The following is a 23170-nucleotide window of genomic DNA, read 5'->3' on the forward strand; positions in this document are numbered from 1 at the left end:
TCGCCCATAGCGGTGAAAACTGCGAGGCAAGGTCCTCGGCGCCGTACGAAAGGTCAACCAATCACCTCCGACGACTGCTCCCCGCAGCAACGAGATGAAAAGTTGACAGACGAATCATTTTCACGACAGGGGTGTAAAGCACAATGTCAAGAATTAACACGAACGTAAGCTCGCTCGTGGCCCAAAACACTTTGGGTCGTTCGAATGCGGGCCTGAATGAAGCCCTCACACGGTTGTCCACCGGTTTGCGGATTAACACCGGTAAGGACGATCCTGCTGGTTTGATCGCTAGCGAAAACCTGCGTAGCGACATTACTGCGATCCGTCGTTCGATCAGCAATACGGAGCGAGCCGTTCAGGTTATCGCTACCGCTGATAGCTCGCTGGGTCAGGTTAGCTCGCTGTTGAACGACATCCGTGGTCTGGTCACTGAAAGTGCCAACGCGGGTGCTCTTTCTGATGAGCAAATCGCTGCTAACCAGTTGCAGCTTGACAGCTCGCTGGAAGCGTTGAATCGTATCGCTCAAACCACCACGTTCCAAGGTCGCCGTCTGCTTGACGGATCGTTGGACTTCATCACTTCGGCAGGAGCGAACTTCTCGAACGTCTCCGACCTGAAGATCGATCAAGCAAACCTTGGTGCGACCGGTTCTGTTAGCGTAGACATTCAAGTCACGACTGCCGCGACCCAAGCCCAGGTCGACGTCGCCAACATTCCAGTTACGGCTACTGCAGTTGGCTCTTCGACGAATGGCGTTACCTCAAATACGGAAGTGGACGTCGTATTTGACATCGGGCTTTCGGGTGACACGCTTACTGTTACCGGTGCTGCTGGTGAGGGTGATACCTACAACGGCATCACAGGCATTGCGGTTAACTTCGGCCAAGCTGGTGCCGCCGCGTCTTACAACTCCGGCACTGGCGTTCTGACCGTCGACGTAACACAGGCTGATGGTGTTGCTACTACGAATGACATTGCTGCTGCGATTGCAGGCGAAGCTGAATTTGCATCGGCTACTGGTGGCTCTGTTGCTACGGTGAGTGCCGCTCAGGTTACCGCTTCGACCACATCTGTCACTACTGATGGCCGTGACGCTGGTTCGTCAACGATCTCGCTTGTGTCGTCTGATATCAGCGTTGATGCAGACGGAGCCACAGTTACGTTCGTAGAGTCAGCGGCAGTGACAACGACTGCTCCTACTGCAGCAGTTGATGGTAGCGGAAACCTGACCATTACAGTAAACGACACGGGCGTCACGGCACTCTCGGCGGTTGTAGCAGCGATTGATGCCGAGGGAACCTACGATGCGACATTGGCCGTTGGTTCCGGTGATGGCAACTACAATGGCGCCACTGAGACTGAGCCGACTTTCGCAGCATTCAGTGGTTTTGTTTCGGCCGGTGGTCTTGAGAACGATGTTGTTCTCGAAGTCTCTGGCTCAAATGGTTCAGAAGTTCTGAGCTTCGGTGCCAACACCGACATCAGCGACGTTGTTCAAGGTATCAACCTTGTTAGCGATGCCACTGGTGTCACGGCAACTGCCAACGGCACAACCCTTGAGCTGACCTCCAGCACCTACGGTAGCGATTCGCTTGTCGACATCAATGTCTTAAGCGAAGGTACAGGAGCCACTGCGGCTGGTACCTTTACTACCGCAATCGCTGACGGACAGCGTGCTGTCGGTACCGACATTGTCGCCACGCTCAACGGTGTTGTTGCAACAGGAGATGGCAATAACATCTCGATCAACACTGCTTCACTTGATCTTCAAGCGACGCTGACTGCCGGCTTCACCGGTACAGCCAGCTTCTCGATCACCGACGGTGGTGCTCTGTTCCAACTAGGCCCTGACGTGGTAAGCAATCAGCAGGCTCGTCTGGGTATTGGTTCGGTGAACACTGCCCGTTTGGGTGGCTCAAGCGGTAAGTTGTTCCAGCTCGGTACAGGTGGTACCGCCGCTCTGGCAACTGACGCCAATACGGCTGCTCAGATCGTTGAAGAAGCGATTGACCAAGTGACGGGCCTTCGTGGTCGACTCGGTGCGTTCCAACGAACGACGCTTGAGACGAACAAGAACGCTCTTAATGACACTTTGGTCAACCTGACTGAAGCGGAGAGCACTATCCGCGATGCGGACTTCGCCGAAGAATCTGCCGCTTTGACGCGGGCTCAGATTCTGGTTCAGTCTGGTACGACGGTCCTCTCGATCGCCAACCAGAACCCGCAGAACGTCTTGGCTCTCCTCCGATAAACTCGGATACGAGAAGCCAGGCCGCTTAAGCGGTAACGATAACGCAAACCGGCCTGTCATCCTCGGATGGCGGGTCGGTTTTTTCATGCGCGGATTTGTGGGAACCAGCTCAGATAGACTCTAGCGATCAGGCAATTCTCGCCGATAGCACCGATAGGCCTAGTTTCTAGGTTCAGCGAAGTGGCTGCGCGCGGCGGCAGACGGCCAATTCGTAACCTAGGATTGAGATGGCTGACGTGCCCAGCGGCTCTCAGTTCCCGCCCGAACGACTGCTTCCATCCTTCCGTGCAGTTTCAATTAAAAGTAACGATTGCGTCCTATGGGTCGTATTACTTCCAACGTAGGTTTGATCACCGGTCTGCCGATCACCGACACGGTTGATCAGTTGATGAGCGTAGCGGGTCGTCCGCGCGACCTCTTGCAAGCGCGCACGCAAGATCTGTTGTCACAACAAGGGGCGATCAACACGCTAAGCACGCGATTGGCGAGCTTCGAGTTCTCCATCAATAAACTCAACTCGCTAAGCGTCTACCAAGCACGCGATACGGTATCGAGCGATGAAGAAAAACTGACGGCTTTTGTCCCTTCTGGGGTCACTCCGCCTGCGGGTGAGTTTCTCCTGCAGCCCGTTAGAGTCGCTTCTTCGCACCAAGTGATTAGCGATCGCTTCGAGGATCTCGAAAGCGAATTGGGCAGCGGAAGTTTCACGCTGCGATTTGGTGGGTTCGTCGATAAGGGGATTTCTCTCGAAGAACTCAATGCAGGGGCCGGTGTCGAGCGTGGCCAGATCCAGATAACCGACCGCAGTGGTGATCAAGCGGTTATCGATTTGAGCTTTGCTCTTTCGATCGACGACGTGGTTGAGACGATCAATGCAAGCACAGAGATCGACGTCACTGCTAGTGTTGCTGGAGATACGCTCGTACTCGCCGACTCCTCAGGCGGCGTGGGAAACCTGAGTGTCGCTGAAGTTGGAGGAGGAACGACCGCCGCCGATCTTGGGCTTGGCTCAATCAATGTAGCTGCCGACACGGCTACCGGAGCGGATGTCTTCACGCTCTACGACGACACAAAGCTAACGTTCCTGAACGATGGCAACGGGGTTCGACTTTCCGCCGCGGGAAGTACGGACTTGACCGTCAACCTGTCGGACGGCTCCGATCCGATTGAAATCGATCTCGGCACAGCAACCGATTTGGGTGAGGTCGTTGACCTGATTAACGCGGCCTCGCCGGGAAACCTATCCGCGACGATTTCTGCTGACGGCAATCGGCTCGAGTTATCCGATCTGACCGCTGGGGGCGGGACCTTCACCGTGGAGAGTGCTGACGGAAGTAGCGCTGCTGAGGACCTTGGAATCGTTTATTCCGATACCGGAGCGACCGTTACAGGCGAGCGGCTCGTCTCCGGGTTGGCCGACACGTTGGTTTCAAGTCTCAACGCAGGTGCCGGGGCGACGCTGGGTGACATCACGATCACCGATCGCGACGGGACAAGTGGGCTTGTCGATCTAAGTTCAGCGGAAACCTTGGGCGAGATCGTCGACGCGATCAATGCTGGAGGGGCGGATGTCACGGCTTCCGTCAACTCGGCTCGCAACGGCATCAGTATCGTCGACAACACTGCTGGAGTCGGGAATCTCACGATTGTCAACAGCGATGCGAACGAGACGGTTGAAGCCTTGGGGATCGGCATCGACGATGCGGTCAGCAGCGTGAACAGCGGGACGCTTAATCGCCAGACCTTCAGCGAAGCGACATTGCTCTCTTCGTTGAATGGTGGCGAAGGGGTCACCCTCGGTGATATTCGAGTCACCGATAGTGACGGTGTGACGAGTGCGGCGGACTTAAACAATCCCGGCTCGGAAGCAGTCACGGTGGGCGACGTGATTGACGCGATCAATGCCCTTTCGACTTCTGTGACGGCGCGGATTAACGACACCGGCGATGGCCTGCTAATCATCGATGAAGGAACGGGTACCAGTTCGTTGGGTCTCGAAGACATCAGCGGCAATATCGCCGAGTCGCTCCGCTTGACCGGTGGCACCGAAACTCGCGACATCAATGGCGAAGATACCCAGGTAATCGACGGCACAGCCGTGAAAACGATCGATGTCAGCAACCTCACCACGACTGGTGAGAGCATTTTGCTGGAAGATCTCAACAACGGTTCTGGCGTCGCCCGTGGGTCGTTTCAGATTGCTGACTCCGATGGCGGAAATGTTATTGCGATCAACCTCTCTGAGGGTGAGTCCGGCGTCACCACGGTCGGGGAACTGATCGACACAATCAACGCTAAGGCATCCGCCTTCAATGTCGGAGTGACGGCATCGATCAATAGCGCCGGGACCGGAATCCTACTAACCGATACAGCGGGTGGTACTGAAGGCTTATCCGTCACCGCGTTTAACGATTCAAGCGTTGTTAGCGATCTCCGGCTCGATCAACCGGTGACCACCGTTTCCGGTCAGCAAACGATCAACGGTCTGGGGACTTTCGACGCCGGCAATTCCGCACAGCAAGGGCTTGAGGCACTCGCCGCGCGAATCAACGATTTGGATGCGGGCATCACTGCGTCGACGGTGTTCGATGGCATTGGCTACCGGCTTTCGATTATTGCTGACGAGTCGGGAGCAGCTAACGAGCTACTGATTGACACAGGCTCCACCACGCTAAGCTTCACTGAAATTTCCAAAGCCCAAGATGCCCTGCTGGCCTATGGCGGATTCGCGGGAGCTTCCGGAAGTATTCTCGTCAGTTCGAGTGACAATGAATTTGAAGGGATTGTCGGCGGCGTCGATGTCACGGTGAAAGAAGCGAGCGAGACGCCAATAACCATCTCCGTATCCAAAAGTGATACCGCACTTGTCGATGCCGTGGGCGACTTGGTTTCTGCCTACAACGCGATCCGAGACGATCTCGACCAACTAACCGACTTCAACGAAGATGATCTTAGCACCGGGCTTCTGTTCGGGACGAATGAGGCATTGCAGGTTGACCTAAGTCTCTCACAAACGATAACCGCAAGGTACTTCGGCGTAGGCGACTTTCAAGCACTTGAAGAGATCGGCCTCTCGGTCACACAAGACGGCAAGTTAGAACTAGACACGCAGCAGCTACAAACCGCCTTCGCCGATAATCCTGGCAGCATCGAACGTCTCTTCACCGACGAGGAGAACGGCATCGTTGCCCGACTTAACAGAGACCTTGATCGGCTTTCGGGCGAGGATAACTCCCTCCTGGATCGCCGTGTTGAGTCCCTGCAGCGTACGATCGACTCGAACAACACAAGGCTCGAACAGTTTGAAACTTCGCTCGAGCGTCAACGAGAAAGGCTGCTGCTTGAGTTTTTCCAGCTTGAGCAAGTGATATCGAGTCTGCAGCAAAATCAGTCTGCATTAGCCAGTCTGCAACCCCTCCCGCCGTTAGTGAGCGCAAGTAGCTCTTAAACTTGATTACTCCCTCCAAGCCCAGATCTATCCCCGCCATGTCTCAGAATACCCAAGCTCAATACCTTAATTCCAAAGTGACAACAGCCTCGCAACCGGAACTTCAGTTGATGTTGTTCGACGGTGCTTTGCGTTTTGGTACGAAGGCACGTAAGGCGTGGGCAGAGACGATGGACCATGTCGAGACGGAGCGCTACCTGGGGCGTGCCTTGGACATCATCGAGGCAATCGTGATGGGTGTCTCTGGAAGCCAAGAGCCTGTTGCTAAGCAGTTGGAAGAGCAGTACGCCTTCCTCTTCCGGGAGATCGCGGCGAGTCGGATCAACAACGATCTGAAGCGGTTCGACAAAGCGATGACGCTACTCGCCTATGAGCGAGAAACTTGGAAAATGGCGTGTGATAAGTTGGCAGCCGAGACAGTTGGCGACCAGCCAGCTTCCACCCAGCGTGTTCCGACGCCGCATCTCAGCACGGCACCGGCTGCAGCCGGTGAGCCGGCGCAGAGCTTCTCCTTTCAAGCGTAGCTCTCGATTGACTGCGGTATCGACTCAGTTAGCCGTTCGTTGAGCTAGTGAAAAGCTCCCTAGGCCTTGCGGTTAGTCATGGAGAGCAATCGCGTCCTGGCTCTAGCGAGCCAATGATTGCTGCTTTATCATTAGTCGGTCCTGAATCTCCCTCAGCAATCCAACCGAGGCCCCTCGTGTCGAGTACCGAAACCAAACAGCTAATTCGCGTTGGCCATAGCCCCGATCCTGACGACGCATTTATGTTTCATGCGCTGGCGAACGAGTGCATCGAGACCGAAGGATACCACTTCACACACGAGTTGGTCGATATCGAGATGCTGAACCAACGGGCATTCACGGGCGAGTTGGAGCTCACCGCTGTCAGCATTCATGCGTACGCTTTTCTGCACGACAAGTATCTGTTGTGCTCCTGCGGAGCGAGTATGGGCGATGGCTACGGTCCGATGGTAGTGGCTCGTGACGAGTGCAGCGTTGAGGACTTGAAAACACGAACCATTGCCGTGCCTGGGAAGTTGACCAGCGCATTTCTCTCACTGCGGATGTGCTTGGGCGAAGACTTTGATTACGTCCTGGTTCCCTTTGACGAGATTCTCAACGCCGTTGAAGCCGGTGAGTACGACGGCAAAAAGATCGAAGCGGGCCTGATCATCCACGAAGGCCAACTCACCTACGGCGATCAAGACCTGAAGTTGATCGTCGACCTTGGCATCTGGTGGGGCGAACTCACCGGCGGTCTGCCTTTGCCGTTGGGGGCGAATGCGATTCGGAAGGACCTGGGCGAGGCGGTCATTAACGATGTCCAAAAGCTGCTTCATGAGTCAATCGACTATGGCTTGAAAAACCGCCAAGAGGCCCTCGACTATGCTCTGCAGTACGGTCGCGACTTAGACAACGCGAAGGCGGACAAATTTGTCGGGATGTACGTCAACGATTGGACGCTCGACTTTGGCCCCAAGGGACGCGAATCGGTCGCCAAGTTCTTAGCAATGGGGCACGAGCAAGGAATTCTTCCTGAACTGGTCGTTCCCGAGTTCGTTGATCTGTAGCAAAATGAAGCGTGTGGTAGTCTTGTACAGACTCCTGTACTTCACACTCGCCCGTTTTGCTCATTATGCCCAAAGCCTGGCAACAACTTCTGCACAAGCACGTCTCGGAGATCGCGGTCGATCTGGTTGAGATGCGACGCGAATTGCATTCGCACCCTGAACCAAGCGGCTCCGAACTACAGACGAGCCTGCTTTTGTATCAGCGGCTCGAATCACTAGGACTGTCCGTGACGATGGGCCCAGAGGGCTGTGGGGTGCTCGCGGATAATCGTGAGCCTGATCTCGACCAACGAATCGCTTTCCGTGGCGACATTGATGCTCTGCGAATTCAAGATGAGAAGACGGTTGCCTATCGCAGCCAAAATGCGGGCATTATGCATGCTTGTGGACACGACGCGCACGCGACGATCGCTTATGGGGTCGCAGCCGCATTAAGCAAATTACAGGAAGCTGGCGACTTGCCTTGGCCGATCAGTTGGCGAGCGATTCTGCAGCCCGCGGAGGAGACGGCCACGGGGGCGAAAGCAATGGTCGCAGCGGGAGCCCTCAAGGACATTGCCGCGATCTTCGCGCTGCATGTTGACCCGGTACGCCCGGTCGGGACGATTGGCATCCGCACCGGCGCACTGACCGCCAATTGCGATGCGATTAAGTTCGTCGTCAAAGGGCAGGGCGGCCACGGGGCTCGCCCCCACGAGTCGAAAGACCCGATCGCCGCCACCGCGCTACTTGTGAATTCGTTGTATCAATTCGTCCCCCGTGCCAACGATAGTCTCGATGGCACGGTCCTGTCCATCGGCCGAATTGCGGGCGGTGAGAATCCAAATGTCATTCCCGATCACGTTGAAATCGAAGGAACTCTGCGTACGTTGGATGCTCAAGTCCGGCAGAAAGCGATCGACCACATTCATCAGGTGCTACGCGGCGTGGAGGAAATTACCGAGACCCGGATCGAGATGACGTTGCCTGTAGGGACCCCATCGGTGATGAATGATTCGGCGGTGACGAAGCTCGTTGAATCCGCTGCCGCGTCAATTCTTGATTGTAGTCAGATTCAGACGATCAATCGCCCGAGCATGGGGGGAGAAGACTTCGCCGACTATCTGGGAAATTGTCCAGGGACCATGTTCCGTCTGGGGACGCGAAAAGATGCCGGCGATCCAACTTTGCTGCATACCTCGTTGTTTGATATTGATGAGGCTGCGTTGCCGATAGGTGTTGAGATCATCGCACATGCTGTCATCCTAGCCTGTCATCCGCAAGATGGCATGCTTGGGGCATAGAATACTCCAAGTTTGAGTCTGACGATGTTGACGAAGCAACCCACTTAGCACGGTGTAGCCACGATGCCTAAACTCTCTTTTCGCTCGAACCCTGAGCCTACGATTGGTATCGAAATTGAACTTGGCATCGTTGATGAGGAGACGATGGAACTCTCCAACTCGTTCGAGCAGATTGCCGGACGACTTCCCAAAGGTGAAATAGAATGTTTCAAGCCCGAGCTGATGCAGTCGGTCATGGAGCTAAACACGGGCGTTTGCAAAACGATTGCCGAAGCTGACGAAGACTTGCGAACAAAGTTGCTCTTAGTTGAAAAAGCGGCTCAAGAAACTGGGAATCGTCTTTGGTGGGGGGCGACGCATCCTTTCTCGCATTGGTCGGATCAGCGTGTGACTCCCAACGAGCGTTATCACGGCCTTATTGAGTCGCTGCAGGATCTGGCACGACGGCTGATCACGTTTGGCTTGCACGTGCATGTCGGCGTGGATTCCGGCGACAAGGCCGTCATGGTGTGTGATCGCATTCTGAGGCACTTGCCGACGTTGTTGGCGCTCTCCAGCAGTAGTCCCTACTGGATCGGGCGCGATACGGGGCTCGCGTCGATGAGATCGAAGGTCATGGAGGGACTACCGACGGCCGGTTTGCCTACTCTGATGCGGAACTGGAGCGAGTATGTCTGGCTCGTTCGCCACATGGAAGAAACGGGTTTCATCAATACGATCCGCGAAATTTGGTGGGATGTCCGTCCGCATCATAACTTCGGTACAGTGGAGGTGCGCGTCTGCGACATGCCGGGCAACTTGGAGGACACGCTCAATATCGCCGCCTTAGTGCAGTGCTTAGTGAAGGCTCTCTCAAACGAAATCGATGAAGGAGCTTATCAGCACGATTGCCACCCGATGATGGTTGCTCAAAACAAATGGCGAGCCGCCCGCTTTGGGCGCGAGGCCCAGCTTGTGGACTCTTACTCTTTTGAGGTCAATTCAGTCGCCACCGTTACCCAGCGGCTCTGTGCTCAGCTTGATCCAATTGCCCAGGAGTTGAACTGTTCAGACTACCTAGCGCGCTGTTCGAAGATGGCGCAGCAGCCAAGCTGGGCGAGTCGGCAGCGCTCATTAAGCGAAGGTTTGGCGGATCAAGTCGCAATGGTGAGACAACTGACCGACGAGTCGCGGATTTCTTAGCATGCTTGGAGGTACGGATGAGCAGATGACTTGCGCTTCCAGCTTGCTTCAAGCCATCTTATTTAGCCAAAACCGAACTACTTAAAATACGGGGGCTCTTCACCAGGCTTCCACTTGATATTGCAACCGAGGCTCGCGATTTGCCCTTCAGGTGCGGGTTCTCCAGCTAGCAACGCATCCAGCGCTCCTCGCAAGTCTTCTCCCGTCACGGGAATACCGCTGTCTGGGCGGCTGCTGTCGAGCTGGCCGCGGTAGTACAGCTTTTGCTCGCCGTCGAACAGGAAGAAGTCGGGCGTGCAGGCGGCTCGGTAGGACTTAGCCACTTCTTGTGTTTCGTCGTAGAGATACGGGAACTGGTAGCCGCGCTCTTCCGCTTCGGCCACCATTTGCTCCGGCGAGTCGGCTGGGTAGTTAGAGACGTCATTCGAGCTGATGGCAACCACAGCCACACCTTTCTGCAAATACTCGGCACCCAGCAAAGCGAGTTGGTCGGCCACATGCTTGACGTAGGGGCAATGGTTGCAGATGAACATCACGAGCAGCCCCTTTGCATTTTGGAAATCCGCGTTGGAGACCATCTTTCCGTCGACGTTGATGAGCGAAAAATCGGGGGCACTGGTGCCAAGTGATAGCATGGTGCTGGGGGTGCGAACCATCTCGAGAACTCCTCAAAACTGACGGAAATACGTGGTGCCAAATGGTCCTTGATTATTACGCACCATGGCTAACGGGCAATCGGCTAGCAGGGATTCTCTGCATTGCCGGTTCTTCGTCGGCTGAATCCCCCGGCGACGCGTTGACAGAAACGCCATGCAGTCCGATAATCTGCCCTTCGCTGGGATCGTCCGGCTAGGAAGGCTGGAGGAGCTTTGAGCCCCTGCAGACCCTGCCGAACCCTTTCCTAAGTTAACACGTAGATAAATCTAACGACGGGGCTTTATTGCTAGCCAAGCCAGCTAGAAGTGCCGTCTCAGCCAGATTTTTTTGAGAAAGAGGCCAGTCATGGGCGTATTGGAAATCACCGACGAGAACTTTGAGAGCGAAGTTGCTCAATCCTCTGAGCCCGTGTTGCTCGATTTCTGGGCCCCGTGGTGCGGACCTTGCCGCCAGATCGCTCCCGTGGTCGAGGAACTCGCAGGCGAGAATACCGGCTCGGCCAAGGTGGCGAAGCTGAACGTCGACGACGCGCCCAACGCAGCACAGAACTACGGCGTGAGCAGCATTCCCACCATTATGGTTTTCAAAGATGGTGAAGTGGTCGATCGTTTCGTAGGCGTCCAGCCAAAGGCCCGCCTGCAAGAGGCGATTGATGCCGCCAAGGGTTAGAGCACGGCTTAACCATCAAACAATATCGTAAGCCCGCTGCGAGCTAGAGTTCGCGGCGGGCTTTTTTCTTGCTCGTCTGGTAAAACGACCATGCTAGCATTGCTCGCTTGAAAAATCGTCGTAATCAACAAAGTTTACCAAGCGACCTAGTCGATGAAGAAGACAAGGTGGACGGTGCGCAGGTGGCTGCGCATAACGCTTGATCGAGCGACAAGAGAGCTAGCGATGGCAACTGAACCTAACCAATCAGCCGAGGTCTCCGACGGAAAGACTTCCGCAGAGTTACGCATCGACGACGCCCATCCCATGCGTCACACGGATGAGGGGACAGCGGTCGCAGCTCCTGCGCTCAAGGTGCCTCAAACGGCAACTGTCGGCGCTGAAGGTTCTCTCTCGCCGCTGCCTTTGAATTCTGGCGAGGACAATGATGCGCCGGCTCGCAAGCCAAAGCTCATCGGATCTCCTCAGTTGCTGGCCCAACACGCGGCTGATTTGGCAGATCGCCTTCAGCAACAACTCAGCGATGTTGACCGACGCGAATCACGCTTGAATTCGCAGGAAGCAGAATTCGATACGCGCATACGCAACGCAAGATTATGGATCGAAGATCGCGAGAACGAGCTTCGCGAACGCGAAGAAAAGGCCTGTCAGCACGAAGAGGAACTTAGGCAAGAGCGGGAAGCCGCCGAGGAGCTACTTACTGAGGCCGACGGTCTTTCTGAACGGCTCGCAGAGGTAGAAGCTCGCGAGCAGAAGGTCACCAAGCTGCAACTCGAGCTCGAAATAGCTCTCACGGAACAGCAGACCAAGAACGATGCTCTCGATTTCCAGCGAGCCGCCTGCCGTACGAAGGAAGAGGAATGTGAGACGGCACGTGCTCAGTTCGAGGAACGTCAGCGTGAGCTCGATCAAAGGGAAGCTGCCTTCTATGTCGAACAGGAACGGCATGGCGAGCAACGATTGGCCTTGGACCGGGTTCAGGAAGCGATTCTTGAGCGCGAGACCGATCTAACGAAACGGGAAGCTTTGCTCGCGAAAACAGAAGAAGACTTGAAGCAACAGGCGAGTGAGGCAGAGTTTCAGCGGGCCGAGTTCCAGCGAGAAGTCAAGGAGCAAGAGGAGCGATCGAGTGAGTTGGAGGAGGCGAAGGAGCGTCTACTGGTAAGGCAGCGTGAAATCGAAACCGCAATCGAACGATTCGAGCGGTTAGGAATCGTGGAAGAACGAGTCTCCCAGCTTGATCAGCAGGCGGCTGAGTTTCAGATGCGGAGCAAGTATCTGGATAATGCTGAGGCACTGTTGGCTGAGCAGCATCAACAACATGCGGCAGAAGTTGAAAGCTTTCAATCACACCGTTGCGAGTTCGAATCGCGAGTTTTGCGTGAGCGTCGTTCGATCGAGCAGGAGCGAGAAGCCCTTCAGCGAGACGCCGACGCACGGACGGCTGAACTCGATCTTCGCTCGGCAGAACTTGATCAGAGGCAGCAAGCGTGCGAGCTGCTTTCTGCGGAGCTCAGAAAAACGCAACGCGAAGCATTGGAGATGCGACTCGCTACCGAAGAAACTTGGCAGCAATTGCAGGGAGTTCTCGCTCCTGCAACGCTTACCCGATCAATAGCGATCGTTCGAGGTCGAATTGCCGATCACTTCCAGCTTGCTGCCGACGAAGTCACAGCCCAGCGAGAGAAGTTGGAAAAGCTACGCATCGAACTGAATGAGCAGCATGATCGCCTCAGTGAACGTTCGAGAGAACTGCAACGGTGGTCCCAAATCAGGGAGAAAGATCTCGAAGAGCAAGCGGCTCGGTTGGTTGCTAGAGAGCAAGAACTGAACGAACAGGCCCGTAGCTTCGAGCAGCAACTACAAGGTTGGGAAACCGAGCGAAAGCAGTTTCGCGACGAGAAGCAGCAGCTATTGGCAGAACTCCGCCATGCCGAGTTGCCGGAGAACTGTTCTAGAGCGGCTTAGCTCAAATACAAATCACTTGCTTGCGCTTCGTGCTTGTATTGTAGCTTCTAGCTTGCGACGGCAACGGTTTCCGTTTCCTCGCTCGATTCTTCTACCGGCTCTGCTTCTTCGACAGCTTCGGCTTCACCGGGGGAGACCTCGCCAGGCGAGACTTCTTCGACTTCCTCACGCAGCGACTTCCGTGGCGTTACCTTCTGTCCTGCAGTCATTTGACGGGCTCGTTGCGAGATGGCCATCGCTGCCTTGATTTGCTGGCCACTGAAATAAGGATGACGAACAGGGTGCCGGACTGTGCCGGTTAACTTCGATGCAAGTTGGTCCCAGCTCATGTCGTTATTGAGATGCCAGATGGCTGCTTGGGCTGCACCTGAGGGAAGTTCTCCGTCGCCGAAGGCTTTCACAACCGCGATCACTTCAGGGCGATCGATAAAGTTCTCGATGGGGCGAATCTCGTAAGGCTTGCTCGAGCTTGGGTCACGCTTGCCGTGTTCTAGGCAAAGCAGGGGCACATCCACACGCGTAATCTTCTCGGGAGGAATATTAAACCCGCCGCCGCGTCCGCCACCTCGTCCACCACCGCGACCGCCGCCGAATCCGCCACCGCCGCCACCAACTTGTTGTTGACCGCCACCGCCGCCCCCAAAGCCGCCGCCACCGCCTCCGAGCCCTCCGCCACCGCCGCCGAACTGAGCGAGGACGGGGACGCCGATAAAGGCGTCAGGAATTGTGACGTTCAGAGGTTGATCGGTGCGATTGGTCATCACGATGCGTCCCTTGCTGGCACTACGCGCGACGAACTTCACGTCGACGAGGTCTTGATCCATCGCGTCGAAAAGATCGACCGGTTTTGATGGGTCAGCGTCGGTTGTGTCAGCTTTAGCGGCACCACCGGGTGCAGCTTTCGCCATCGGCAAACCACCTGGCATCGTTTCAACGACCAGCAAAGCCGCGAGGGTGAGCATCGGGAGGATTCGGTAAGTTCGCATTCTCATCGTTCCTAAACCTAGACAAAGGTTTTTGCGGGTGGAAGTTCCGACTAGTTAGCCAGCGATTGTGATCGAGGTTCCTGGCAAAGTGACCGCCTGGGCACCGAGATTCTGCCAGTTGGCCGTATACCCAGCATAAACAGAGCAGGCGGGAAATCCAAGCAAAAGCCTTGGTTTCCAGTAGGTCTGGGAGCCCTCGGCACCTGCCCGGGCCGCTGGTGCGTGTCATAATGGTTAGACCGGCCAAGGCCTCTCGCCGCGTTCTGAGTTTGCGAATCCCCGACGAAACTAGGTCGATTTCCCGTGTCCAGCGTTGCCGTACAGCCTGCTTCCCAGAATCAAGCAGCCCGGGATGGCTCGACTCGCAGGGTTTGGATTATTTCCCCGTCCTGGGATTTGCTTTACCTGGTGGCAACGCCGGTATTGATCATCCCGCTGGTGATCCTGGCTCGAAACCGTTGGTCGCCCGAGGCCGTCTCCCTAGCCGTTATTTCCTTCGCTTCGCTCGGCCATCACTTGCCCGGTTTCATGCGAGCTTATGGGGATCGAGAGCTCTTCTCACGGTTCCGTTGGAGATTTCTGCTTGCTCCGCCCTTGTTGTTTGCACTGGCTTTGCTTTTCTCTCCACCCGACTGGCTGGCAAGAGGATTAGGGCTTCCTTGGACGCACCTACACGGGCTCGAATTGATTCTCCTCGTGTGGGGCACTTGGCACGGACTGATGCAGACTTACGGCTTCATGCGCATCTACGATGTGAAGCTCGGAGAAACCGCCAGCCGCGAAGCTCGCCTCGATCATGCGCTTTGCTTGGTGATCTTCATCGCGGGCGTTGTGTTTAGCGACTCGCGAATGTTTGGCATTGCCAACGCAATGTGGCAAGCAGGGCTTCCTGTGTTTGGGCCGGAATGGTTGAACGGCGCCCGTTGGGTGGCAGGTTCTGCGGGAGCAATCGTTGGTGTGTTGTATCTGTTGAATCTGGTAACTCGCTGGCGTGGCGGACGACCGCTGAATTTCGCCAAGCTCTTGCTTGCTCTGACCACGGGTGGGTTTTATTGGTACACCGGGCTGCTCTCAACGAACCTGCTGATCGGTCTCGCGATGTTCGAGATCTACCACGCAGTCCAGTATTACGCGATCGTGTGGATCTACAATCGACGGCTCTTTGAACGAGCGGGCGAACGCTTCGGCTGGCTCGGCTTTTTGTTCCGCGATCGCTATACGATGTTGGGCATCTACCTGGCTTTGATCGCGGCTTACAGTTCGATTCGTTACTTCACGGGCGACGCCAGCAGCTACATTTACACGAGCGACGGCAACAATGCCTATCAACTGCTGTTCGCGTTGTTCGTCACTTCTTCTCTGCTGCATTTCTACTTTGATGGATTCATCTGGAAAGTGAGCGACCGCCGGACGCAAGCGAACCTTACGGACGAAGACGGTACGACTTCGCGGCTCGAGCTTTCAGTTCCCGCTGTCAAGCACGCTGCCAAATGGTCGATCTTTGTCGCATTAGCGGCAGGTCTGCTGTGGAGCGAACGAAAAATCTTGCGTGCCGAAACGCATCAGCGCGAGCAGGCGGTTCGTGAAGGGCTGATGGAACTCACGCCCGAACTCCCGGAGGCAAAGATACTTAATAGTCGTAATGCGTTGACAAATGGACAGATAGAGCTAGCAGCTAAGTTGGCTGATGAAGTGGTCGAAATGCGCCCGCACTCCAGCGAACTTCATGTAGAAGCCGCTTCTGTTTTCCTAGCGGCTAAGCGTAACGACAAGGTACTGGAATTACTGGAACCGCTAATTGCACGCAACTCCAACCAGTGGAAACCAGCAATCGACCTGGCTTATGCCTACGAGCGATTAGGAGAATCACACAGGGCTGAAGAAACACTCCTAGAAGCTATTCGTCGGCAGCCGAACCGTTTGGAACCGCCGCAATATTTAGCCGAGTTTTATCGCCGACAGAATCGCCTATATGATGCGTTCAAGCAACTTCAAATGGTTATCAATGAGAACCCGCGTGACTATCGCAATCGGCTGATCGTGGGTGATCTCTTGGCAACGTTGGGGAAAAGAGAGCAGGCGCGAGTGGCCTACCAGGAGACAGCCAAGGAATTGAGGCAGGCTGTCGCAGAAGCCCCTAGCGAGGTCGAACTGCAACGGTTGCTTGGCGAAGCTCTCTACCAGCTTGGCGATTGGCAAAATGCCTCTAAAGCTTTTCAGGCGTGTGTGCGCCTACAACCACACAATGAAGAACACTACGTGAATCTCGCGTTCTCATACGATGCGTTGGGGACCTCGGAGGCTGCAGTAGCAACTGTTCGCGCGGGGTTAGAAGTCATTCCAGATTCCGAACAACTTAGGTTGGCGCTCGAGATGCTGGTCCCGTAGAAGGCAGTGCAGCCACCGTTGCCGGACCTGTCGGTTTCACACCGCTTTACCCCGAAGGGGTTTCGTAATTCAGCCCAGGGTAAGACCCACCGAGCCCCAGCGAGGAGGATCGCCACCCTGGGTTGAAATGGAGATTGAACGAGCGACCGAGCAACAAGGTCTGGTTACCGGCGGCACTTTGGCGAGGTTGCAAAGAGCCGAGGTCACCTTTCCCGTTTCGACCTCGCCGATGCTTTTCGGTACTCATGACTTGTTGCTCGGTCGATTATGATTGACGACCGCTGACCCAGGGTAGGCCCACACTCGCTGTCGCTCGCGATGGGCCAACCCTGGGCTGTAGGGTGAAATCCCCTCGGGATATTGTCCAAATAACGCAATAGAAAGAAGTCGCCAGACGGTGAATCGCAGCGTTGGCGGGCTCAACTCTTGCTCATCCACGTTCTGGCGAACGTAGCTACCCCTCGTCGCTGGCTTCGCCAATCGTCACCGTGAACTCTTCCACATCCGCGAGTGTGGGCACACCGTCGTCGGTCACCAGGATGCGGAAGGTGAATGTGCTACCCGCGTCGCTTTCCGAAGATTCCCAGGTGAGGGTCGCTGTGGTGCCCGTTGCGGTGAAATCTGTTTGGTTGATCATCACGTTCGGCGGCGAAACATCCTCGTCAACTTGGATGAAGAGCAAGTCCAGCGGGTTGGGATCGGTCGCCGTGAGCGTGAGCATCAGCGTTTCGCCCGCGGCAATCGTTTGGTTGGGGATTTCCGCCAGATCGGGTGGCTGTTGCTCGCCATTGTCGATTTCACCATCCGTCATGAATCGCTGAGCGAAAACTCCGCGGCGATCAGTCGTCCCTTGGCCGACCCAGGCGGCGAGCAGTTGTCCCCCAGCGTTTGCTGCGAGTGACGGGGAGGCTTGAGTGCCAGAATTCGGGCCGAAGAGCGTCGGATGGCTGAACACTTCGTCGGCGAGCGCTGTGCCATCGGCATCGAAGTCGCGCAGCTTCACTTCCCAGCCATCATCATTAGGCACACCACTCGCCCAGCCGGCGACAAAACCACCGGAAGGAATCGCCGCCAAGGCCACGTCGCGGCGGAGGCTCTCCGCACCGTCGTCGAGCTGAACTTCCACGCCAGAAGTCGCGCCTGCTGACGTGAAACCTTGTGAAAGAATCGTTTCGTTGGTCACCTCGGCGTTGCGACTCTGGTAGGCGACTTGGAACTCGCCATTGGTCAACGCGGTGATGCTCGGTTTCTGCTGACTGCCAAGAGTAGTCGTGTTTACGGGTAGCTCGCCACCCTCAGAAGTCGCGTCCATAGCGAACCGTTGTGCAAACACGCCCCAGTCGCTGCCATCTTGGTGGCGGCTGCTCCAAGCCACTAACAAGGTACCGTCCGAGTTGGCGGCGAGGGACGGATCGACTTGTTGATCCTCGGTCGTCGAGTTCACGCGCTGCTCGTCAGTCGTTGGGTTCCCCTGGTCATCGAAGGTTCGTAGGAAAACCCCATCAACGTCTTCCTCACCTGATCGAGCTCCAACGCCTTGCCAGACAATTGCGACGCTGTTGCCCAGGGAAGCAAGTTGCGGAGCGGACTGCACGCCGCCGGTTGTTTGGTTGACCAACACTTCGGTGCCGATCTTTTCGCCGTCGCTATCGAACCACTGCGCGAACACGCCTCGCTTGTCGCCGTGCCCGCGTCCCGACCAGGCGACAACGAATGTACCATCGTCGAGCGTCGCCACGGCGGCTTCGTGCTGCAGCCCTTGGATGCTGGTGTTCACTTGGATGCGCGAACCGATTTCCGCACCCTCAGAGTCAAACCGTCGCACCGAAACGCCAGCACGATCGGTGAACGACACGCCCGAGTAAGCGGCCACAAATCCTCCGGCAGTGAACGCCGCCACCGCATCAGCATCGGCGGGCGCCGTTTGCAGCCCTTGGACACGGTCGTTCACACGGAGTTCGTCGCCGAGTGAAGTCAGAGCAAGTAATCGCCGCGACTCGAGTGACTCGAACTGCAAGGACTTGGTGCGAAACATACAGGTGCGTGACATGGAAAACATCGAAGAAGAGCAGGGCGGTTAGAACCCAGAATAGTCTGCTGGCGTCGTCGGGCCAAGTTTTGGCGTTCGCGAACCGGAGGAAAAAGTAGTGGTGTAGTGAGTGGGGCTGGATTTCTTCATGTTTGTCACTAGGTCGAGTTCGCAGGCCGAATCCTGGCAAGATCATCAGCGATTTTCGGCTATACTCATCGCGTCTCAGCGAATAGCTCCTCAGAAGCATTCTCCGTCAACCAACCACAGGATCCCATGATTCGCGTAGTTCATCTGACGCAACATTACAGCGTTCGCCCCGTGCTGATCGACATTTCGATGGAGATCACCACCGGCGAACTGATCACCGTGCTCGGCCCCAACGGGATGGGCAAGAGCACCTTCATTCAAGCCTTGGCGGGCATTCTCGCACCGCAAGAAGGGCACGTTGAGTTCGACGGCGTGCGACGACGCAGTTCGCCCGAAGGGGAACTGGAGATTCGTCGGAAGGTCGCCTATCTGCCCGACAAGCCTTGGCTGCCCACTTCCTGGACGGGTCGTGATTTCCTGCTCGCTGCCGCCCAGCTCTATGACATCCCCGCCAGCGGTGCCATGGACCACGCGGAGCGTTTGCTCAAGTTGTTTCATCTGGCCAAAGAAGGGGACTGGCCGATTTCCAGCTACTCAGCCGGCCAGCAGAAGAAGATCGCCCTGGCGAGTGTGCTGATCACCGAAGCTCCCTATCTGCTGCTCGACGAACCCTTCTCCGGCGGCCTCGATCCGGCGGGAATCCTTGCGCTCAAACGCGTCCTGAAACGCCTCGCCGATGACCAACAGGTGACAGTCGTGATGACCACGCCTGTGCCAGAGCTCGTGGAAGAACTTTCTAGCCGCGTCGCCATCATCAGCGAAGGCCGCCTCGCGACGTTTGACACGGTGGAAAATATCAAGCGTGCGGCGGGGGGCGGGGAGAGTTTAGAAGAAGCGCTGCAGTTGATGCTTGATCCTAATGCGATGGAAAACATTGAAAGCTATTTCGTGGAGGAACAATGACTCGCTTCTTTCGAAAGCGACCGCAACTGATGCACCTGCTCATGCCCTGGTGCCTCTTGTTTCTGACCGTCGGGATCGCGAGAGTCTTGGAATGGGGCTGGCCGACGCTCGTCACGCTGGGAATCGTCGGGGACCCTGGAGATATCGAGACCCTGCCGTTTGCCGATTTCACCATTGTCCTTGGACTATTCGCCTGCGGTGCCTACCGTGCGATGTTCTTCAATCCGGCTTGCCGTGCGGACTACCGAGAGTGGCTTGTGTCGACGCCTTGGACACCTGATAAACCGCTGCCGCTGGGGCCGGTTAGGCTAACGGTCGTGGATTGGGCGTGTGTCATTCTGCTTGCGATCATGATGGGCGGCGAGCATCGCTACATGCTTGCGCCGATGGCCTTCATCGCCTCCTATGGCTGGTTGATTGGCCGCTTGAACTTTGCCAGCGGCCAAGACTTCCTAGCGGGATTAACGGTGGCTCTTGCCGCCTTGATTCCCTACTTGGCGTTGAGGAGTATTCTTTCCGAGAGTGCACTTCCGATCGGAAGTTGCTTAGTCGTGATCGCGATTCTTCTAGCGTTGGGCTGGAATAGAACGCTCAGCCTATTCCCTTGGTACGGACTGCCACGTTGGAAGCAGGCAAGCTTTTCCAATAAGAATGCGTTTGTTGAGAATCCGTTGCGCGGAACGATTTCTCCGCGCGTTCATCCTTGGGATTCTCTCAGCGGAGAGACGGCTGTGAATTACAAAAAGGTTCTCGGAGAGGCTTCGCTACTCGGGTGGATCGTCGCTAGCCTGCTCCTTGCGTTTATGCTGATTATCGACCGCGATGGAATCCTTGAGGCTCAAGAAATTCAAGAGATGCTCGTTCTAATCAAGAGTGCAATCCCACTGACGTTCGGAGTAATTTTCGCTATCGTTCGATTCCTTTGTTACCGGCACCGTTGCGGAAGTCCGCTCTCGTGGTGGGCAAGACTTCGTACTGGGCGTTGGCTTATTCTCGACTACGATCGGATCTACGTCACCCCGATCATCACGATGCTTGTGGGGATCACCCTTTCGTTGTTGTTGCCAAAGCTCACGCTGTCTCTTCCGACAGTCGGTTTTCTAGGCACCGTGATTCCCATGGCGGTTGCTCTGGGTCTCAGTCCCTCAATTGAGCAGTGGCGACTCACTGGCGGGTTCCGGATGTCGACTTCGCCGCCATCCTTGAGCAGCCGCAATGAGTCGAGCACTCCTTCCGCTGCCAACCGCTCCTAACACGGTTCCAATCGCACCGGTTCTACCGAATGCACGAGCTCCGGCTGGCCACCGACTCTGCGTTCGTGAGCTACCTTTGAGTTGAAGCTCGAACTCCCGTTCGACCTGAAACCCCTGGTAGTGACTTATGCCCAGCGAACGCTCTCTCGTCGCCCGACGCCCGCTCCGCGGTTTTACCATGATCGAGCTGATCATGGTGATGCTGGTCGTGGGAATATTGGCTGCAGTTGCTGCGCCGAAGTACTCGACGGCGGTGTCGCAGTATCGGGCGGACTTGGCGGCGCGGGAGTTGGAGGCGGACCTCGCTTATGCCGCTTCGGAAGCCCAACGGACCAGTCAGGCGGTGACGGTTAACTTTGATGTCACGAACCAGCGCTACGAAATGACCGGCGTCAGTGGTGCGGACCGTCCTGGGCAAGATTTTCGGGCGAATATGTCGGAAGCGGAAGTGACCTTGATCTCTGCGGACTTCGGCGGGGCTGAGAGTGTGACGTTTGACATTTACGGACGGCCCACGGCGACCGGTTCGGTGGTGTTGGAATCGCCTGGCGAGACACGGACCGTCAACGTTGATGATGCGGGGGATACCGAAATGCAAACAACGACGACTACGAATTAGCCACTACGAATTAGAGTTATCCCCAGGGTTTCCGGCGATTCGTAGAATCGCGGCTACAAACTGTTGCTCATGTCTCGAACTTCCCCATTGCGACGCGGTTTTACGCTCATCGAATTGCTGATGAGTGTCGCGATCACTGCTGTGCTGACGGCGGGGCTTGCCTCTTCGTTGTACATAGCCGCCCAGTCGTTGGACGTTGCTGACGAAGGGTTGCATCAAACGCGCGAGGCCCATCGCGTGTTGGCAGCGATTCATCGCGACGCGCAGGCGGCGACCGCGTTTTCAGAGCTGACGGCCACTTCAGTCGCGATGTCGGTGCCGGACCGCAACGGGGATAACGTTCCTGAAACGATTCGCTACGCTTGGAGCGGCACGGCGGGTGATCCGCTCACCTATCAGATCAACGGCGGGACGGTGGAAACGATCGCCGCCGATGTGCAGGCGTTCAACTTGGGATACCTTTCGCGTTTTATCGAAGGTGTTTCCCAGTTGCCGCGGGTGCTGTTTGTTTCAGGGCAGTCCGCCGATGGCGATGGGGGAATCGATACGCCGACCGCTGCGGAGCAGCTTCGCATCGACTTGATTGAGAGTTGGGGGTACGACGTTCAGACAATCTCTCAGGAAGCGACTCAGGCGACGTTCGACGCGGAGCTTGCCGAAGCAAATGTTGTCTTCGTGTCAGGCCAGATTAATAGCGGTACGCTGGGCACCAAGGTGACGGCTACGTCGGTGGGGGTCGTTACGGAGTCAGCTTACAACGCGGTGCAACTTGGCATCCTGGGCACCACGCTTTACACGTTCTATCAGCCCTCGCAGACCATCGAGATCACCGATGCCTCGCACTACATTATGTCGGAACATGCTGCCGGCGCTTTGCAGGTGTTCGACTCGGAGCAGCAGGTGAAGATGCACTTCAGCACGGCTGACCTTGCCCCGGCGACCAACGTCTTGGCGGAAGTCAGTCAAGCACTTGCGTTCCCAACTTTTGTCACCGTCGATGCCGACGAGGAAGTTTCCGGCGGGGGAAATGCCGCGGGGCGACGGGTGCTGCTCCCCTGGGGGGATAACGGTTTCGATTTCACAAGCCTAAACACGGATGGTCAAACTCTGCTGCAACGCTCGATACAGTGGGCTGCGGGTGACGGGGAAAATTCTCCCAACTTTGTGAAGTACCGATCTTTCACTGAGGCAAAGGTTGTCATTGATGATCAGTCGCTCACCATCGATACGACTATAGATACGCAAGAGGGCGATCTGCTGATCATGGCTATTGGAGTCGACGGTGACCAAACGGCGACCTTAGCGGCTCAGACAGGCTGGACAGAGTTGACTATTGGCGAGTACCAAGCAGGCGTTACACTGGGCGTTTGGTGGAAGCTGGCAGGTTCTTCAGAACCTGCTAATCACACTATCACATGGGGAGTGAACCAACGCGCGTATGCCTGGATGATGAGATTCAATAGACACGACCCAAATAATCCGATTCATTTGTTTGCCAGCCAGGGCGGACTATCTGCAAACCCAACTTGCCCTGCAGTCACGACTACCGTCCCCAATACAATGATCCTGCGACTCGGGGGATTTGACCTCAATGAAGTGACGGTCGATTCGTCAGGACTGGCTGGCCACACGACGATCACGATGGATGCCAGCGATTTCGGCCCGGGAAAATTCCAAGCCTCGGGAGGTGCTGGTTACATCCAGCAGTCAGTCGCCGGAGATTCGGGGACGTCCGACTTCACGCTAACCGGCAGCGAGCAATTTGTCACCGTCACAATCGCCATCGCTCCCGAGCCAGAGGACTAGCCAA

General features: G+C 56.2%; 17 protein-coding genes. 13 read left to right on the top strand and 4 right to left on the bottom strand.

What is annotated here, in order from left to right; translation table 11 throughout:
- Nucleotides 1–143 precede the first annotated feature (143 nt).
- The 6 genes from RIB44_03205 (at nt 144) to RIB44_03230 (ending at nt 9738) form a co-directional block, all read left to right on the top strand.
- Nucleotides 144–2252 carry a flagellin gene (locus tag RIB44_03205; protein MEQ8615582.1) on the top strand — a complete coding sequence of 703 codons (2109 nt, stop codon included), beginning with the start codon at nt 144–146 and terminating at the stop codon, nt 2250–2252.
- Between the two features lie 319 nt (nt 2253–2571).
- Nucleotides 2572–5700, top strand: a complete 3129-nt coding sequence (gene fliD, locus RIB44_03210; GenBank protein MEQ8615583.1) for a flagellar filament capping protein FliD — start codon at nt 2572–2574, stop codon at nt 5698–5700.
- 38 nt (nt 5701–5738) lie between these two features.
- A complete protein-coding gene (locus tag RIB44_03215; GenBank protein ID MEQ8615584.1) occupies nt 5739–6224 on the top strand; it encodes a flagellar export chaperone FliS in 486 nt (161 codons plus the stop codon).
- Nucleotides 6225–6400: 176 nt separating this feature from the next.
- On the top strand, nt 6401–7273 hold the full coding sequence (locus tag RIB44_03220) for an MqnA/MqnD/SBP family protein (GenBank protein MEQ8615585.1): 873 nt from the start codon (nt 6401–6403) through the stop codon (nt 7271–7273).
- A gap of 65 nt (nt 7274–7338) precedes the next feature.
- Nucleotides 7339–8556: an amidohydrolase gene (locus RIB44_03225; GenBank protein ID MEQ8615586.1), complete on the top strand. Its 1218-nt coding sequence runs from the start codon at nt 7339–7341 to the stop codon at nt 8554–8556.
- Between the two features lie 63 nt (nt 8557–8619).
- Nucleotides 8620–9738, top strand: coding sequence for a YbdK family carboxylate-amine ligase (locus tag RIB44_03230; GenBank protein ID MEQ8615587.1), 1119 nt, complete (start codon nt 8620–8622; stop codon nt 9736–9738).
- A 77-nt stretch (nt 9739–9815) separates the two neighbouring features.
- On the opposite strand, the gene RIB44_03235 is transcribed toward RIB44_03230, so the two are convergent.
- Complete coding sequence (locus RIB44_03235; protein ID MEQ8615588.1) at nt 9816–10394, bottom strand: thioredoxin family protein; 579 nt, start codon at nt 10392–10394, stop codon at nt 9816–9818.
- 346 nt (nt 10395–10740) lie between these two features.
- Between RIB44_03235 and trxA the strand changes: the two genes are divergently transcribed.
- Nucleotides 10741–11064 (top strand): thioredoxin, encoded by a 324-nt coding sequence (gene trxA, locus RIB44_03240; GenBank protein MEQ8615589.1) that lies wholly within the window; start codon nt 10741–10743, stop codon nt 11062–11064.
- Nucleotides 11065–11289: 225 nt separating this feature from the next.
- On the top strand, nt 11290–13032 hold the full coding sequence (locus RIB44_03245; protein ID MEQ8615590.1) for a hypothetical protein: 1743 nt from the start codon (nt 11290–11292) through the stop codon (nt 13030–13032).
- A 47-nt stretch (nt 13033–13079) separates the two neighbouring features.
- On the opposite strand, the gene RIB44_03250 is transcribed toward RIB44_03245, so the two are convergent.
- Nucleotides 13080–14018, bottom strand: a complete 939-nt coding sequence (locus RIB44_03250; GenBank protein ID MEQ8615591.1) for a hypothetical protein — start codon at nt 14016–14018, stop codon at nt 13080–13082.
- Nucleotides 14019–14321: 303 nt separating this feature from the next.
- On the opposite strand from RIB44_03250, the gene RIB44_03255 reads away from it, so the two are divergent.
- A complete protein-coding gene (locus RIB44_03255; protein ID MEQ8615592.1) occupies nt 14322–16406 on the top strand; it encodes a tetratricopeptide repeat protein in 2085 nt (694 codons plus the stop codon).
- A gap of 46 nt (nt 16407–16452) precedes the next feature.
- Here RIB44_03255 and RIB44_03260 read toward each other — a convergent pair whose 3' ends face one another.
- Together RIB44_03260 and RIB44_03265 are read right to left on the bottom strand one after the other, a co-directional pair.
- The gene (locus RIB44_03260; protein MEQ8615593.1) at nt 16453–16653 is read right to left on the bottom strand and encodes a hypothetical protein; all 201 of its coding nucleotides are present in this window, start codon (nt 16651–16653) and stop codon (nt 16453–16455) included.
- Nucleotides 16654–16860: 207 nt separating this feature from the next.
- Nucleotides 16861–18456: a hypothetical protein gene (locus RIB44_03265; protein MEQ8615594.1), complete on the bottom strand. Its 1596-nt coding sequence runs from the start codon at nt 18454–18456 to the stop codon at nt 16861–16863.
- 255 nt (nt 18457–18711) lie between these two features.
- Here RIB44_03265 and RIB44_03270 point away from each other — a divergent pair, with 255 nt between their 5' ends.
- From RIB44_03270 to RIB44_03285, 4 genes are all read left to right on the top strand, one after another.
- Nucleotides 18712–19488 carry an ABC transporter ATP-binding protein gene (locus tag RIB44_03270; GenBank protein MEQ8615595.1) on the top strand — a complete coding sequence of 259 codons (777 nt, stop codon included), beginning with the start codon at nt 18712–18714 and terminating at the stop codon, nt 19486–19488.
- Nucleotides 19485–20741, top strand: a complete 1257-nt coding sequence (locus RIB44_03275) for a hypothetical protein (protein ID MEQ8615596.1) — start codon at nt 19485–19487, stop codon at nt 20739–20741. Before RIB44_03270 ends, RIB44_03275 begins: the two co-directional genes overlap by 4 nt.
- Before the next feature lie 127 nt (nt 20742–20868).
- Nucleotides 20869–21360: a GspH/FimT family pseudopilin gene (locus RIB44_03280; GenBank protein ID MEQ8615597.1), complete on the top strand. Its 492-nt coding sequence runs from the start codon at nt 20869–20871 to the stop codon at nt 21358–21360.
- Nucleotides 21361–21429: 69 nt separating this feature from the next.
- The gene (locus tag RIB44_03285) at nt 21430–23166 is read left to right on the top strand and encodes a prepilin-type N-terminal cleavage/methylation domain-containing protein (protein ID MEQ8615598.1); all 1737 of its coding nucleotides are present in this window, start codon (nt 21430–21432) and stop codon (nt 23164–23166) included.
- Nucleotides 23167–23170 lie beyond the last annotated feature (4 nt).

The organism is Lacipirellulaceae bacterium (genome assembly GCA_040218535.1).
Taxonomy (GTDB): domain Bacteria; phylum Planctomycetota; class Planctomycetia; order Pirellulales; family Lacipirellulaceae; genus Adhaeretor.

Coding starts and splice junctions, on each gene's coding strand:
- RIB44_03205 (MEQ8615582.1), top strand. CDS start 144: ATGTCAAGAATTAACACGAACGTAAGCTCGCTCGTGGCCCAAAACACT.
- fliD (MEQ8615583.1), top strand. CDS start 2,572: ATGGGTCGTATTACTTCCAACGTAGGTTTGATCACCGGTCTGCCGATC.
- RIB44_03215 (MEQ8615584.1), top strand. CDS start 5,739: ATGTCTCAGAATACCCAAGCTCAATACCTTAATTCCAAAGTGACAACA.
- RIB44_03225 (MEQ8615586.1), top strand. CDS start 7,339: ATGCCCAAAGCCTGGCAACAACTTCTGCACAAGCACGTCTCGGAGATC.
- RIB44_03230 (MEQ8615587.1), top strand. CDS start 8,620: ATGCCTAAACTCTCTTTTCGCTCGAACCCTGAGCCTACGATTGGTATC.
- RIB44_03235 (MEQ8615588.1), bottom strand. CDS start 10,394: ATGGTTCGCACCCCCAGCACCATGCTATCACTTGGCACCAGTGCCCCC.
- trxA (MEQ8615589.1), top strand. CDS start 10,741: ATGGGCGTATTGGAAATCACCGACGAGAACTTTGAGAGCGAAGTTGCT.
- RIB44_03245 (MEQ8615590.1), top strand. CDS start 11,290: ATGGCAACTGAACCTAACCAATCAGCCGAGGTCTCCGACGGAAAGACT.
- RIB44_03250 (MEQ8615591.1), bottom strand. CDS start 14,018: ATGCGAACTTACCGAATCCTCCCGATGCTCACCCTCGCGGCTTTGCTG.
- RIB44_03260 (MEQ8615593.1), bottom strand. CDS start 16,653: ATGAGTACCGAAAAGCATCGGCGAGGTCGAAACGGGAAAGGTGACCTC.
- RIB44_03265 (MEQ8615594.1), bottom strand. CDS start 18,456: ATGTCACGCACCTGTATGTTTCGCACCAAGTCCTTGCAGTTCGAGTCA.
- RIB44_03270 (MEQ8615595.1), top strand. CDS start 18,712: ATGATTCGCGTAGTTCATCTGACGCAACATTACAGCGTTCGCCCCGTG.
- RIB44_03275 (MEQ8615596.1), top strand. CDS start 19,485: ATGACTCGCTTCTTTCGAAAGCGACCGCAACTGATGCACCTGCTCATG.
- RIB44_03280 (MEQ8615597.1), top strand. CDS start 20,869: ATGCCCAGCGAACGCTCTCTCGTCGCCCGACGCCCGCTCCGCGGTTTT.
- RIB44_03285 (MEQ8615598.1), top strand. CDS start 21,430: ATGTCTCGAACTTCCCCATTGCGACGCGGTTTTACGCTCATCGAATTG.